This is a genomic window from Rhodanobacter sp. Root627 (assembly GCF_001427835.1).
Taxonomy (GTDB): Bacteria; Pseudomonadota; Gammaproteobacteria; order Xanthomonadales; family Rhodanobacteraceae; genus Rhodanobacter; species Rhodanobacter ginsenosidimutans.
The window spans coordinates 400,919-415,075 of record NZ_LMGW01000001.1; the positions used below are offsets into that span (position 1 = coordinate 400,919).

A 14,157-nucleotide genomic window follows, 5' to 3' on the forward strand; every position below is an offset into this window, starting at 1 on the left:
CGGACTCCGTGGCTGACTCAGGGCTTGTGAAGAAAACCACGTCCTGTGGTTTTCTTCTATTGGGTGTCCGATGGTTGGCGGCGAGCCGCGTTTTCGCCGGGTGCGGCCGGCTCCTCGAAGGCGCTGGTGCGCCCGACCGGCGTGGATTCGCTGTCGGCGTCATCGGCGTCGTCATCGCTTTCGGCGGCCGGGTGGCGCGTGGCGTGGCGTTGTTCGTAATCCTGCACCATGCGCTCGGCGAAATCGCGATAGACCGGGGTAGGGCAGAACAGCGATGCGGCCGCGCGGGCCAGCAGGCAGGCGGCCATGATCGGTATCACCATGTCCTGGTTGTCGCAGAGTTCCATGGCGATCACCGCCGAGGTCAGCGGTGAGCCGGTGACGCCAGCCAGGTACGCGCTCATGCCCAGCAACACCACGGCGGCGGCGGGTACGTCCGGCAGGAACTGGGTGATGTTCTGGCCCAGGCCGGCGCCGACCGCCAGCGCCGGCGAGAAGATGCCGCCCGGGATGCCAGCCCAGTACGACACCACGTTGGCCAGCAACTTGGCGATGCCGAAGGATTGCCCCGGCGTGTTGACGGCGTCCTGCACGATGGCGCGGGCCTGGTCGTAGCCGGTGCCATAGATGGCGTTGTGCGAACACAGCCCCAGCAGCGCCAGCGCCAGTCCGCAGCCCACTGCAAACGGCACAGGCCAGCGCGCGCGCAGGCGTCCGATCCGGGCCAGCGGACCGTGACGGCTGAGCAGGATCAGGCGCGCGAACAGGCCGCCAAGCAGGCCGCAGATGGCGCCGGTAAGCAGCACCGCCAGCCAGGCGCGCCCCAGCGGCAGGCTGGCCTCGACTTCGCCGAAATACGAGTAATTGCCCATGATGCCCAGCGAGACCACGCCGCCGATGATCACGGCCGTCAGCAGCAAGCCGCTGAAGCGATGCTCGAAGGTGCCGGCCAGTTCCTCGATCGCGAACACCACGCCGGCCAGCGGTGTATTGAACGCCGCCGCGATGCCTGCCGCGCCACCGGCCAGGATGAAGCGCGAGGCCGCCTTGGGATCGGTGAAGCCGAAGCGGCGACCGATCGAATAGAACAGCGCTGCACCCACATGCACGGTCGGCCCCTCGCGGCCGATCGAGGCGCCAACCGCCAGCGAGATCAGCGTCAGCACCATCTTGCCCACCGCGATTGGCAGCGACAGCATGCGCGCGCGGAAGCCCTCGTCCTCGATGTGCAGTGTGCCGATGACCTGCGGAATGCCGCTGCCGCGGGTCGCGCGCAGCCGCCCTTCGGTCACCCACGCCAGCAGCCCGAACACCAGCGGAGTGAGGATCAGCGGAATCCACACGCCGAACGCGAGGATGCGCAGGAACAGGTGGTACGACCACACACTGGCCTTGGCAAACAGGATCGCCGCCAGCGCCACCAGCACCGCACCCACCCACAGCACCAGTCGCCGTTTCCACTGGTGCGGTGCGAAGAACTCGTGGCCAAGCAGCGCCTGCAGGCGTGGATTCGACGAGGTGGCCACGGGTTCGGGAGAATCATCCATCGCGTGATTATCGCAGGCTGGCGTGGCCGGCGAGGTGGAGGCGCGTGTGTACGATCAGGTGGCGCCGGGAAGCGTGCGCCAGCGGGTCTCGTACAGATCGAAGCGGCGGTCCTTGAGGTTGGTCACCGCGCCCGCGTTGCGCGCGCGGGCCAGGCCTTCCAGGCGCAGGTCGGCAAACAGCACGGTTTCGATGTTCGGCGTCGAATCGGCCGCCACGCCATCGCGGGCGAAGCCGAAATCGCTGGGCGTGAGGATGCAGCTCTGGCCGTACTGGATATCGAAATTGTTGACGCCGGGCAGGTTGCCCACGTTGCCCGACATCACCACGTAGCACTGGTTTTCGATCGCCCGCGCCTGCGCGCAGTACCGCACCCGCAGGTAGCCTTCGCGCACGTCGGTGCAGAACGGCACGAACAGGATCAGCGCGCCCTGGTCCACCAGGTGCCGCGCCACCTCCGGAAACTCGCTGTCGTAGCAGATCATCACCCCGATCGGCCCGCAGTCGGTCAGTACCGTGGCCGCGCTCTCGCCGCCGCTGATGTTCCACACATTGCGTTCGCTGGGCGTGGGGTGCAGCTTCTCGCGCTCATGGATCGAGCCATCGCGCAGGCAGATGTAGCAGACGTTGTGGATGTCGCCGTTGGCCTGCTCGGTGGGGTGCGTGCCGGCGATGATGTTGATGTTGTAATGGACGGCCAGACGGCTGAACAGCTCCTTCACCTGCGGCGTGTAATGGCTCAGCTTGCGGATCGACTCCACCGGCGACAACTCGGTGTTCTCGATCGACAGCAACTGCAGCGTGATCAGCTCGGGGAAGGTGACGAAGTCGGCGTTGTAGTCGGCAGCGATGTCGGTGAAATACTCGACCTGGGTGGCGAATTCCTCGAACGAGGCAATGCGCCGCTGCAGGTATTGCACCGACGCCACCCGCACGGAATCGGGCAGGTGCTGGGTGGAGGGGATGGAAGGCACGTCCGGCTGGTTCAGCAAGCGCGGATTGCGCCACACCAGGTGCACGGCGAAGCCCAGCGATTCATGGTCGGACGGCACGTAGGCACGCAACAGCCCGATCATCTCGAAACCGTTGGACAGCTGGAAACTGAGCGTGGGATCGCGCCGCTGCCCGTCCAGCACCGCCTGCACATACGCGTCGGCGCTGCCATAACGAGTGATGTATTTGGCCAGCCCGGGAACGCGCCCGCCGAACACGATGCCGCGCAGTTTCAGGTCGGTGCACAACCGCTTGCGTGCGTGGTACAGCCGCTGGCCGATGCGCATGCCGCGGTAATCCGGATGCACCACCACTTCCATGCCGTACAGCCAATCGCCATCGGGCTTGTGCCGCGAGGCCATGCCGCCGCCGGTGATCTGCATCCACGTATGCGGTGCCAGCGCGGTGGCCTCGTCGATGCGGAAGGTGGCGCAGTAACCCACCACCTTGCCCTCGTACTCGACCACGAACTGGCCCTCGGGAAAGTGCGTCTGCTGGGACCGCAGCATCTCGCGCGAATGACCCCATTCGTCCGAATAGACACGGGCGGTGAGGTCGGCCAGTTGCGGCACGTCGGCCAGCACGGCCTGGCGCAGCGTCAGTTTTGGCGTGTTTTCATTGGGTTTCTTGGCCATACGGCGATTATGCACAGCGCGTTCCACGTGCGGGTGAAGATCGGTCGACGCCGCTACACTGCCGGCGATGCCTGTGGAGTCCACCGATGACTGATCACCATGGTTCCTATCGGGCCGGCCACTTGTGGCGGGCCGACGGCTGGCAGCAGGCGGCCACCTTCGGCGTCGACGGCGGGCGCGTGGCGCGCGCTGCGGACGCGACTGGCGAAGCCCTGGGTGACTGGGTGTTGCCCGGCATGCCCAACCTGCATTCGCATGCCTTCCAGCGCGCAATGGCAGGCTTGGCCGAGCGGCGTGGCAGCGCCGACGACAGTTTCTGGAGCTGGCGCGAAACGATGTACACCTGCGCCGTGGCGATCGGCCCGGACGCCTTGCAGGCCATCGCCGCCCAGCTTTACGTCGAGATGCTCAAGGCTGGCTACACCCAGGTCTGCGAGTTCCACTACCTCCACCACCAGCCCGACGGCACGCCCTACGCGCAGCCCGAGATCATGTCGCTGGCGCTGATCGAAGCCGCCCGCGAAGCCGGCATCGCGCTGACCTTGCTGCCAGTGCTTTACATCAGCGGCGGTTTCGACGGCCGTGCGCTGACCGCGCGCCAACGCCGCTTCGGCCACACCGTGGACAGCTATCTGCGGTTACTGGAAACGCTGCGCCGGCATCAGAGTGACGACCTGCGCGTCGGCATCGCCCTGCACTCGTTGCGCGCGGTACCGGAACACGCCATGCGCGAGGTGCTGGCCAGCGACGACGCGAAGGAAGCGCCGATCCACATCCACATCGCCGAACAGATTGGCGAAGTGCAGGATTGCCTGGCCCTGCGCGGCGCACGGCCGGTGGAATGGCTGTTCGACCATGCGGACGTCGATGCGCGCTGGTGCCTGGTGCACGCCACCCACCTCACGGCGGCGGAGACCACGCAGCTTGCCCGCAGCGGCGCGGTGGCCGGCCTGTGTCCCACCACCGAGGCCAACCTGGGCGACGGCCTGTTCCCGCTGGCCGCGTTCCAGGATGCCGGCGGCACGCTGGGCATCGGTTCGGATTCGCACATTTCGATCTCGCCGGTGGAGGAGTTGCGCTGGCTGGAATATGGCCAGCGTGTCGTCACGCGGCACCGCAATGTCGCCGCCCGGCAGCCGGGCGACAGCGTGGCCGAAACCCTGTGGCGCGCGGCGTTGCGCGGTGGAGCGCAGGCGTCCGGGTTTGCGGCCGGCGAACTGCGCGAAGGCGCGCGGGCCGATCTGATTGTGCTGGACGAAACGTCGCCGCTGCTGGCGGGGCGTGATGCGCGCGCGTTGCTCGACAGCTTCATCTTTGCCGGCAACACGCCATTGGTGCGCGATGTGTTGGTGGGTGGCTGCTGGCAAGTGCGCGGTTTTCGCCATCGCGATGAGGAGCGCATCGCCGCGCGCTACCGGCGCACCGTGGCACGACTCTCGTAACATGATGTAGGAGCGACTTCAGTCGCGATGCTCTTGTCGGATGTATCGAAGAGCATCGCGGCTGAAGCCGCTCCCACAGGGACATGCGGTCAGGCCGCGGCCATCCAGGCGGTCGTATCATGGGTCGGATGGAATCCCCCACGACGCCTGTTTCCGTCGCTGCGTCAGCCCCACATGACGCGGCGCACGCACCCTTCATCCACCACGGTACGCCCGCCTTCCGCCAGACCAACCTGGCGCTTTTCGCAGCCGGGTTTGCCACGTTCGGCCTGCTCTACTGCGTACAACCGCTGATGCCGGAATTCAGTCGCGACTATGGCGTGAGCGCGGCGGGCAGCGCGCTGTCGCTGTCGCTGACCACCGGCGTGCTGGCGGTGGCGATGTTGTTCGCCGGGGCGTTGTCGGACGCCTGGGGGCGCAAGTCGGTGATGGTGGCGTCGTTGCTGTCGTCGGCGCTGCTGGTGCTGGTGACGGCGGTGATGCCGAACTGGACGGCGCTGCTGGTGGTGCGCACCTTGCTCGGTTTGACCCTGAGCGGATTGCCGGCGGTGGCGATGACGTACCTGGGCGAGGAAATGCACGTCGAATCGATCGGCCTGGGCATGGGGCTGTACATCAGCGGCAGTGCAGTCGGCGGCATGGGCGGGCGGTTGATCACTGGCGTGCTGGCGGACTTTTTCGGATGGCGCGCCGGTGTCATGGTGGTTGGCATCATCGGCGTGCTGGCCGGCGCGATCTTCTGGCGCGCGCTGCCGCCTTCGCGGCATTTCGTGGCGCAGCCGTTGCGCTGGCGGCTGGTGGTCGGCCGCTTTGCCGGCATGTTCCATGATCGTGGCCTGCCGTGGTTGTTCGTCGAGGGTTTCTTGCTGCTGGGTGCCTTCGTCACCGTCTACAACTACCTGGGCTATCGCTTGCTGGCGGCGCCGTACAACCTCAGCCAGGCGGTGGTGGGGTTGATCTTCGGCATCTATCTGGTGGGCACGTTCAGCTCGGCGTGGATGGGCCACTTGGCCGGCAAGCTGGGGCGGCGCAAGGTGCTGTGGACGGCGTTCGCCCTGATGCTGGCCGGGGTGGCGTTGACGATGTGCCGGCCGTTGCCGCTGATCATGTTGGGCATCGTGGCGGTGACGTTCGGCTTTTTCGGCGGCCACTCCATTGTCAGCAGCTGGGTGGGGCGGCGTGCCGGGGCGGCCAAGGCGCAGGCGTCGTCCGTGTACCTGTTCTGCTACTACATGGGTTCGAGCGTGGCGGGCGCCAGCGGCGGGCTGTTCTACGCATCGCACGGATGGAACGGCGTGGCTTTGTTCGTAGGCGTGCTGGTGCTGGCCGGGTTGCTGATCGCGCTGCGGCTGGTGCGGCTGGCGCCACTGGTGAACGTGGCGACGCCGCCCACGCCGATGAGCCGGGGGGCGATGCCCTGAGAGCAGGGAATCGGGAATGGGGAATCGGAGAAGCGCGGGTCAGCGCGGCTTGGCGGGTTTGCCCAAGGTCAGGGAGATCTGTGCGGTACCCGGTTCGCTGGGCAGCAGTCGACGTACGAAGCCGAGCTCCTTGCACAGTTCCAGCATGGGGCGGTTTTCCAGCAGCACGTAGCCCCAGATCTCGGCCAGGTTGCGGCGGCGGCAATCGTCCACCAGACGCTGCATCAGCAGCGCGCCCAGGCCCAGGCGGGTCCAGTCGTGCTCCACCAGTACCGAGAACTCGGCGTTGTTGGCGGACTGGTCGACGTAGATGCGGCCGACGCCGCGCATCTCCGCCGGCGTGGTGGATTCGTCCATCAGCACGAAGGCGGTTTCCAGCGCAGGATCGACCTGGCACAGGCGCTGCGCCATCAGCGCGGGAAGCTCCGACATGGCATGCAGGAAACGGCGCCGGATGTCCTCCGGCGACAGTCGCGAGAAGCAGCGTTGCAGGGCAGCCACGTCGCCCGGCTCGATCGGGCGCAGTACCAGTTCGCGGCCGTCGCGGGTGGCGACGTGTTCGCCACGCGGATCGTCGTTGGCGGGGCGGCGGGCGAAGCGCTCGCTGCTGCGCGGTGGCAGCGGGGCGAAACGCAGCGGCGCGGAATACGTGATGGCAAGGCTCATGGGGAACGTCCGTACTTTCGCGTATTGTGTGCAATGCAGCATGAAATTGCAATGTCACTACAAGGCGTGACGAGCCAGATATGCTGCCGATTTGCTGCAATACGGAAAGGTTTGAGCAGCGCCGGCGCGTTACCAGATGAGGTCGTCGGGCACCTCGAACTTGCTGTAGAACGCATCGTCCGCGTCGGGCGTGCCGCCCGGTGCGGGCTGGCCGTGATCGAGCACGATCACCGTGGCATCGCGCTCGTACACCTTGTCGGCCGCCACGCGCGGCAGCAATTCGTAACCCTGGCCGTGGCGCACGATCACCAGCGTGCCGGCGGCCAGTTGCGCGCGCAGCGCCTCGTTCACCAGCACGTCGCGGATGCGGTCGCCATCGGTAAAGCGGTAGGCGATCTCGCCCTCGCGCTTCACCTTGTGCGCGTCCACGATCTGCTGCACCTGTGCCCGCGCCTCGGCAGCGCGCAACTGCGCATTGCGCTCGGCGGCGATGGCGCGGTCGCGCGCGGCCTTTTCCGCCTGCAAGCGCTGCGCTTCCAACTGTTCGGTGCTCGGCGCTGACGGCTGCTTGCCCTTGTGCTTTTTCGCCTGCTCACGCACCGCCTGGGCCACCTGGTTTTTCTTCACCAGCCCGGCTTTGAGAAGTTGTTCTTGCAAAGGGTTGCGCATGGGTCGCTTGCTGGCGTCGGAGGCCGCCATTGTAACGTGCCGCCTGCGACCGGCCCTGCGGCGTCAGGTCACGCCGGTCAATCCGCGTTGTCGGGCTCGAAGAAGCTCCACTTCACGTCGGTGAAACGGGCTTTCATCGCCGCTTCCACGGTGTTGATCGACGCGATCAGGGCCTGATCGCCGGATGTCCGCTGCATCCGCGCCTTGATCGCCACCATCACGTCCGGGCCCATCTGCAGGGTGATCAGGTTCAGCACCTCGGCCACTTCCGGACGCTGGCGCAGGAAGTCGAGCAGTTCCTCGCGACGACGGGGTTCCATGCCCTGGCCGATCAGCAGCGCCTTGACCTCGATGGCCACCAGTACGGCCACCACGATCAGCAACACGCCGATGGCGATGGTGCCGGCCGCGTCGAACATCAGGTTGCCGGTGAGCATGGTGGCGCCGACGGCGAGCGCGGCCAGGCACAGGCCGACCAGCGCGGCCAGATCCTCACCGAAGATCACCAGCAACTCGCTGGAACGGGTCTGGCGAAACCACGTCCACAGGTCCTGCTCGCCGCGGGCCTTGTTCACCTCCTGCAGGCAGCCGCGCATCGAGAGGCCTTCGGCGATGATGCCGAAGCCAAGCACGCCCAATGCCAGCCACGGCCATTTCAACGGTTCGGGATGGCTCAGCTTGTGCACACCCTCGTAGACCGAGAACATGCCGCCCACGCTGAAAAGCAGGATGGCGACCAGGAACGACCAGAAGTACAGCGCGCGCCCCCAACCCAGCGGGAACTCATCCGACGGCGGCCGCTTGGCCTGGCGGATACCCAGCAGCAACAGGCCCTGGTTGCCGCAATCGGCCAGCGAGTGCACGGCTTCGGCCATCATCGCGCCCGAGCCGGTAACGATGGCGGCGAACAACTTGGCCACGAAGATGGCGAAGTTGGCGCCCAGCGCCAGGAAGATTGCTTTGCGTGAGTTGGCGTGACCGGACATGCGTATCCATGCGTGGGAGTGGAAGCGAGGGCGGCAATTCTAGCGTCGCCCGACGGCTCTCAATCAATGCGTCAGTCGTGGACAACGGACTGGGGAACGTTGTCCCGACAGCCTTCGTCAGCGTATTCCCACGCCCAGCCCCACGCCGAAATGCACGTTGCTGTGGCCCTTGCGCATTTCCTCCGCGGTCCACACGTGCGACTCGTTCACGGTGACCAGCGGGAACACGTAGCTGGCTTCGCCCACCTTGCCGCTGCGGCTACCGTTGAGCGTGCCGCTCAGCGTCATCAGGGCGCCCGGCGGATAACTGAGCGGTTCGACATAGCCGGGCATCACCGCGATGAAGCGACCGTTGCCGGTGTCGTTGGCCTTGGGTCGCTGGGATGAATCCAGCGGGTAGGCCAGCAGTTCGATCTCGCTGTGATCGGCCAGGTTGCTGACGGCCACTACGCGGCCACCCCAGATCAGGCTGTTGCCGGTATACCGCTCGGGCGACTGCGCCACCTGGGCCGGCGTGGCGGCGATGGCGCTGGTGGTGTTCTTGTAGATCGGCGCCGGAGCGCAGGCGGCCAGCGCGAGCGCCAGCAGCGGGGCGGAAAACAGCAAGGAGCGGGCGGCGATACGCATGGTCGAACTCCTGTGGCGTGACGGCGTGGTTTTCGCGGACAACGGTATGGCGCAACGTGTGGCGGAAATGTGTGGCGACGGCTCAGCGTGGGCGCGACGGGCGCTCGCGGATGGACAGGCGCGATGCGGGCAGCGGGCTGGGTGCCGGCGGCTCGGCGCCTTCCTGCAGGATCCAGTCCAGTCGCGTCGTGGCCGGTTTGTCCTGCGCCAGCAGCTCACCCAGGGCGCGCAGCGGTTCGCGCAGCACGTCGTCCAGGTTCCACGGCGCGTTGAGGATGGCCATGCCCGAGCCGTTGAGGCGCAGCGGGGAATCGTCCGGGTGCACCAGCAATTCCACCCGCAGCACGCGACGGGCGCCGATGCGCTGCAGGCCACGCAGGAACGGTTGCACCTGGCTGCGCAGCTTGATCGGGTACCACACGGCATAGATGCCGGTCGGCCAGCGCTGCAGCGCGGTCTTCAGCGCCTGCTCGATCACCTTGTATTCGGCTTCCTGCGCCTCGTACGGCGGATCGATCAGCACCAGGCCGCGCTTTTCCTTCGGTGGCAGCAGGGCTTTCAGCGCCTCATAGCCATCGCGCTGGTGCACGTGCATGCGCGGGTCGCGGTGCAGCAGGTGGCGCAGTTTGGTCGCTTCCTCCGCATGCAGTTCGCACAGTTGCGCGCTGTCGTTCGGGCGCAGCAGGCGGGCCACCTGCAGGGGGGAGCCGGGGTAGAACTTCAGCCCGTCCTCGTTGCCTTCGCCCGACAGGACACCGGCGCGCCAGCGTTGCAGCAGTGCGGGGACTTTCTCGGCCGGATGCAGCCGCGTGATGCCGTCCTTGTGTTCGCCGGTCTTGCGCGCCTCGAAGCCCTCCAGCGGGTAGTTGCCACTGCCGGCATGGGTATCGATGTAGCAAAACGGGGCAGGTTTGGCCTGCAACGACTCGATCAGCGCGTGCAGCACGGTGTGCTTCAGGACATCGGCGAAGTTGCCGGCGTGATAGGCGTGGCGGTAATTCATGGGTGGTCACGGCAGGCGGGGAGTGGCCCAGTATAGGGGCGCGGACCAATCCTCTCCGTGACTTCACATGCGTGAAGACGCGTGTTTCCGGCGCATGGCACGTTACCTGCTTACACGGCACGTCTGCCTTTGGCTGAAGTGAAGGGATGGTTGATGAGGTTGTCCGGGCGCCGTCTGCTGCTGGCGATGGTCGCGCTGCTTTTGCTGGCAGGCGCGCCGCTGCGTGCGCAGCAGTATTCACTGCAGAACTACGACCGCAAGGCCGGGCTGGAAAGCCTGACCATCACCGCGCTGCTGCAGGATCGGCGCGGCTTCGTGTGGGCGGGTACCGAAATGGGCCTGTACCGGTTCAACGGCGGCAATTTCGAGCGGATGGGCGTTGCGCAGGGATTCGACAAGGGTGAGTACGTCACTACCATGGCGCAGGACCCGCGCGACGGGCTGCTGTGGGTGGCCACCCAGTCGGGGCTGCGACGGGGTGATGGCATGCATTTCACCAAGGTCGAGCCGAACGGCCAGCCGCTGGTGGTCGATGTTGGGCGCCCGCTGGTCATGTTGGATGACGGGCGCGTGCTGCTGGTGCGCAATGACGTGCTGATGGCGCTTTCGGGCGATGGCCGAGGGAAGGATGGCCAAGGACAGCCCTGGCGATTGCAGCCGATGTTCGACGCGGCGCAGCTCGCCGCACTGCCGGCGTTGCGTCGCATCACCACCGCCTATCTGGCGCAAGGCCGGTTGTGGCTGGGCTGTGGCACGGCGGTGTGCAGCCTCGATGCGTCCGGCCATGGGCAAGTCGTGTTGCACGGGCCGCGGCAGGGTGTGCCCGCGGATGGCTGGATGGGCATGCTGCTGGATCGGGCGGGCAACCTGTGGCTGCGCGGCACGCGGCATGTCAGCGTGCGGCTGGCCGGGGCGACGCGTTTCACCGCGCGTGACCTGCCCGAGAGCGCGACCGGCGTGGTCAAGGACGATGGCCGTTTCGTCGAAGACCGCCAGGGCCGCGTACTCACCACCGTCAATCATGGGCTCGCGCGCTGGAGCGACGCGGGCTGGACGCTGATCGACAGCCGCAACGGCCTGCCCGACATCAACATCAACGCGTTGATGTTCGACACGCAGGGAAGTTTCTGGCTGGGCACCTACGGGCGCGGCATCGCGCGCTGGGCCGGTTACGGCACGGTCGAGGGCTGGGGAGAAACACAGGGCATGCAGGGTCTGCCGAACTGGTCGATCCTGCGTGCCGACGCCACCCACATGTGGTTCGGCAACGAATTGGGCGGCAGCGTGCTGGAGCACGGAAAAACCCGGCTCCAACCCTGGCCGGTGCGCATCGATCCATTGCCGCGACAGGCGCTGTCGCTGGCCAAGGCGGCCGACGGCGGCATCTGGATCGGTTTGTACGATCACCGGCTGCTGCGTTTCGACCCGGCCAGCGGTCGCACCCGGCTGGTGGCGCGGCTGCCCGCTTTCATCAAGACGCTGCGCGTCGATCGGCAACAGCGTCTGTGGATCGCCACCGTCAACGGCATCTACTACCTCGATGGCGAAGACGCCGCCGTTCAGCGCGTTGCGGCGGCGCAGACCACCGATCGCCAATGCTCCGACATTGCCGAGGGCGACGATGGCACGCTGTGGTTTGCCTGCAATACCGGCGTGCTGCGCTATGCCGATGGGCAATGGAGCCGCATGCAAACCCGCGGCAAGGGCCCGGTGGCCGGGTTCAGCGCAGTGGCGGTGGATGCCGATGGCAGCCTGTGGCTGGGCGCCAATGAGCCGGGTGTCTGGCGCGCGTCGGTGCAAGGCGACCAACTGGATATTGCCCCGATCGTGGACGCCTGGCTGGACAACACGCTGGCGTATTTCATCCGGCGCGATCAGCGCGGATGGATTTGGGTGGGCGGTGGCGGTGGCGTGGATATTTTCGACGGCCGCTACTGGACCCACCTGTCACGCGATGAGGGCCTGCTGTGGGACGAGGCCGACCAGAACGCGTTTTTCGAGGATACCGACGGCTCGGTGTGGATCGGTTCGCCCGTCGGCGTGAGCCACATTCTGCATCCGCAGGAGATGGTCGCGCGCAGCCCGCACACGGTCGCCATCACCTCGGTGACGCAAGGCGACGCGCCGGTGGAAGCGGGCGGTGAGGTGAGCATGGATGGCCACGCCGCGCCGCTGACCGTGCGCTATGCCGTGCTGGGTGGGTCCGCCAACGGCAATCCGCGTTTCCGTTACCGGCTCAGCGGGTCGGACTGGGTCGACACGCATTCGTATGTCATCAATTTCACCGGTTTGTCCTCCGGCAACTACCGGCTGGAAATCCAGGCGTTGGACGACGACCATCGCACGACCTCGGCGTCGACCTATGTCGATTTCCACATTCCACGGCCGTGGTGGGAAATGTGGTGGGTGTACCTGGTCGAAATGCTGTTGCTGGCGCTGTTGCTGGCCATCATCTGGCGCTGGTATTCGCGCCGCTTGCTGCGCCAGAACCGTCAGCTCGAAGCCCTGGTGAGCGGGCGCACGGCCGAGCTCACCGAGGAGAAGCGCGAGCTCGAACGCACGCGTGCCGAGCTCTACCAGCAGGCCACCCACGACAGCCTCACCGGGCTGCACAATCGCCGCGCCATTCTGGAACGCCTCGCCGCCCGGCTGGAGTCGCCAGGGCGGCATGCCGCCGGGCTGGCGGTGGGTCTTGTCGACGTCGATCACTTCAAGCGCATCAACGATACGTTCGGCCACCAGGCTGGCGATGCCGCCTTGCTGACGATCGCCCAGCGCCTGCAGTCGCAATTGCGCGATGGCGACCGCGTGGGCCGCTATGGCGGCGAAGAGTTGCTGGTGGTGTTGCCGAACATCAGCCGGAAAGCGGCGATCGAGCGCATGGCCACCATCCAGTCGGCGGTGAGTGCCCAACCGCATCGCTGGGGCGCGCAACACTTCACGGTGACGCTGAGCATCGGCATGGTGTGGATCGGCGACGAAGCGGCGTCCGTCGAAGACGTGATCCGCCGCGCGGATACCGCGCTGTACCAGGCCAAGCACCGCGGCCGGGATCGCGTGTCGGAGTTCATGTCCGGTTGATGCGCCGGTACGGTCCGGCGGCTCAATCCACCATGCCGTGATGCTCGGCTGTGGCCAGCAGCTCCGGCTGCTTGGTGGCGCGTTGGCGCCGGTGCAGCAACGGGTGCACGAACACTGCAGCCAGAATCACCACCACGCCCGCATAAAATCCGTGATCCAGCTCGCGCTGCTCGCCCAGCAGCACGATCGCCAGCACGATCGCGTAGACCGGTTCCAGGTTCGTCACCATCTGCGTGCCGAACGCGCTCATGTGCCGCAACGCCACCAGCGCCAGTGCAAACGGCAACAAGGTGCAGCCGAACGACAGCACCAGCAGCAACAGCGAATCATGTAGGCCTGGCAGCACGAACGCCGGCCCGGCGTGCGGCAGCAGCGGCGCCAGCGCGGTGAGAAACACCGCGCCGGTACCCAGCTCGATGCAGGTCACCGTGAGCGGGTCGCCATGATCCACCAGCCGTTTGTTGAGTGAGCCGAACAAGGCCACGAACAGCGCCGACAGCACACCGACCGCCAGGCCAATGCGCATCTCGTGCGGCACGCCACCGACCACCAGCGCCACGCCCGGCACCACCGCCACGCCAATCAGCAATTCGCGCGGGTCGAACCGGCGCCGTGCCAGCCACGGTTCGATGAACGCCAGAAACACTGGCCCCAGCGCAATGCAGGTGGCGCCCACCGACGCGTTGGACAGCTTGATCGCGGCGTAGAACGTGAGCCAGTGCAGCGACACCAGCACGCCGATGCCGGCGTAGGCCCAGCGCAACCGCGCCGGCATCGCGCGCAAGCCGCGCCACACCCGCGGCATCGCCAGCAGCGCCGCCGCCACCAGCACCATGCGCCACCACACCAGCGGCAGCGCGGGCAGCGTGATCAGCTTGCCCAGGATGGCGGTAAATCCCCACAGCACTACGCAGAAGTGGATCTGCAGGCGGGCCCGGCTGACGGCTTGCATGGGGATTTCACAGGGAGAGGTGGCGGCATTCTAGCGCCTGGTCTGGCGGGTTGGCGGCCTTTTGTGGGAGCGACTTCAGTCGCGATGCTTCTGCTCTGGGACTACAAAGAAAGAGCATCGCGACTGAAGTCGCTCCC

General features: G+C 66.7%; 11 protein-coding genes. 3 read left to right on the forward strand and 8 right to left on the reverse strand.

The features are described 5' to 3' along the window. Positions 1-56 precede the first annotated feature (56 nt). On the reverse strand, positions 57-1,547 hold the full coding sequence (locus tag ASD68_RS01900) for a chloride channel protein (protein WP_056602856.1): 1,491 nt from the start codon (positions 1,545-1,547) through the stop codon (positions 57-59). Between the two features lie 54 nt (positions 1,548-1,601). Continuing rightward, the gene (locus ASD68_RS01905) at positions 1,602-3,173 is read right to left on the reverse strand and encodes a bifunctional GNAT family N-acetyltransferase/carbon-nitrogen hydrolase family protein (RefSeq protein ID WP_056602859.1); all 1,572 of its coding nucleotides are present in this window, start codon (positions 3,171-3,173) and stop codon (positions 1,602-1,604) included. A gap of 86 nt (positions 3,174-3,259) precedes the next feature. Between ASD68_RS01905 and ASD68_RS01910 the strand changes: the two genes are divergently transcribed. Further along, positions 3,260-4,615 carry a formimidoylglutamate deiminase gene (locus tag ASD68_RS01910; RefSeq protein ID WP_056602862.1) on the forward strand — a complete coding sequence of 452 codons (1,356 nt, stop codon included), beginning with the start codon at positions 3,260-3,262 and terminating at the stop codon, positions 4,613-4,615. Positions 4,616-4,743: 128 nt separating this feature from the next. Further along, entirely contained in the window at positions 4,744-6,036 is a 1,293-nt protein-coding gene (locus tag ASD68_RS01915; protein WP_235578662.1) for an MFS transporter, read from the forward strand. A gap of 39 nt (positions 6,037-6,075) precedes the next feature. Here ASD68_RS01915 and ASD68_RS01920 read toward each other — a convergent pair whose 3' ends face one another. The 5 genes from ASD68_RS01920 to rlmJ form a co-directional block, all read right to left on the reverse strand. Beyond that, positions 6,076-6,702 (reverse strand): GNAT family N-acetyltransferase, encoded by a 627-nt coding sequence (locus tag ASD68_RS01920; protein ID WP_056602865.1) that lies wholly within the window; start codon positions 6,700-6,702, stop codon positions 6,076-6,078. A gap of 129 nt (positions 6,703-6,831) precedes the next feature. Then, the gene (locus ASD68_RS01925) at positions 6,832-7,371 is read right to left on the reverse strand and encodes a DUF2058 domain-containing protein (protein ID WP_056602868.1); all 540 of its coding nucleotides are present in this window, start codon (positions 7,369-7,371) and stop codon (positions 6,832-6,834) included. Positions 7,372-7,448: 77 nt separating this feature from the next. Continuing rightward, positions 7,449-8,357, reverse strand: coding sequence for a cation diffusion facilitator family transporter (locus ASD68_RS01930; protein ID WP_056602870.1), 909 nt, complete (start codon positions 8,355-8,357; stop codon positions 7,449-7,451). A 117-nt stretch (positions 8,358-8,474) separates the two neighbouring features. Beyond that, positions 8,475-8,984, reverse strand: coding sequence for a Slp family lipoprotein (locus tag ASD68_RS01935; protein WP_056602873.1), 510 nt, complete (start codon positions 8,982-8,984; stop codon positions 8,475-8,477). 82 nt (positions 8,985-9,066) lie between these two features. Next, on the reverse strand, positions 9,067-9,987 hold the full coding sequence (gene rlmJ, locus ASD68_RS01940) for a 23S rRNA (adenine(2030)-N(6))-methyltransferase RlmJ (RefSeq protein ID WP_056602876.1): 921 nt from the start codon (positions 9,985-9,987) through the stop codon (positions 9,067-9,069). Between the two features lie 153 nt (positions 9,988-10,140). On the opposite strand from rlmJ, the gene ASD68_RS01945 reads away from it, so the two are divergent. Next, the gene (locus tag ASD68_RS01945) at positions 10,141-13,068 is read left to right on the forward strand and encodes a ligand-binding sensor domain-containing diguanylate cyclase (protein WP_235578606.1); all 2,928 of its coding nucleotides are present in this window, start codon (positions 10,141-10,143) and stop codon (positions 13,066-13,068) included. 22 nt (positions 13,069-13,090) lie between these two features. On the opposite strand, the gene ASD68_RS01950 is transcribed toward ASD68_RS01945, so the two are convergent. Continuing rightward, positions 13,091-14,020 (reverse strand): DMT family transporter, encoded by a 930-nt coding sequence (locus ASD68_RS01950; RefSeq protein WP_056602879.1) that lies wholly within the window; start codon positions 14,018-14,020, stop codon positions 13,091-13,093. Positions 14,021-14,157: the final 137 nt, after the last annotated feature.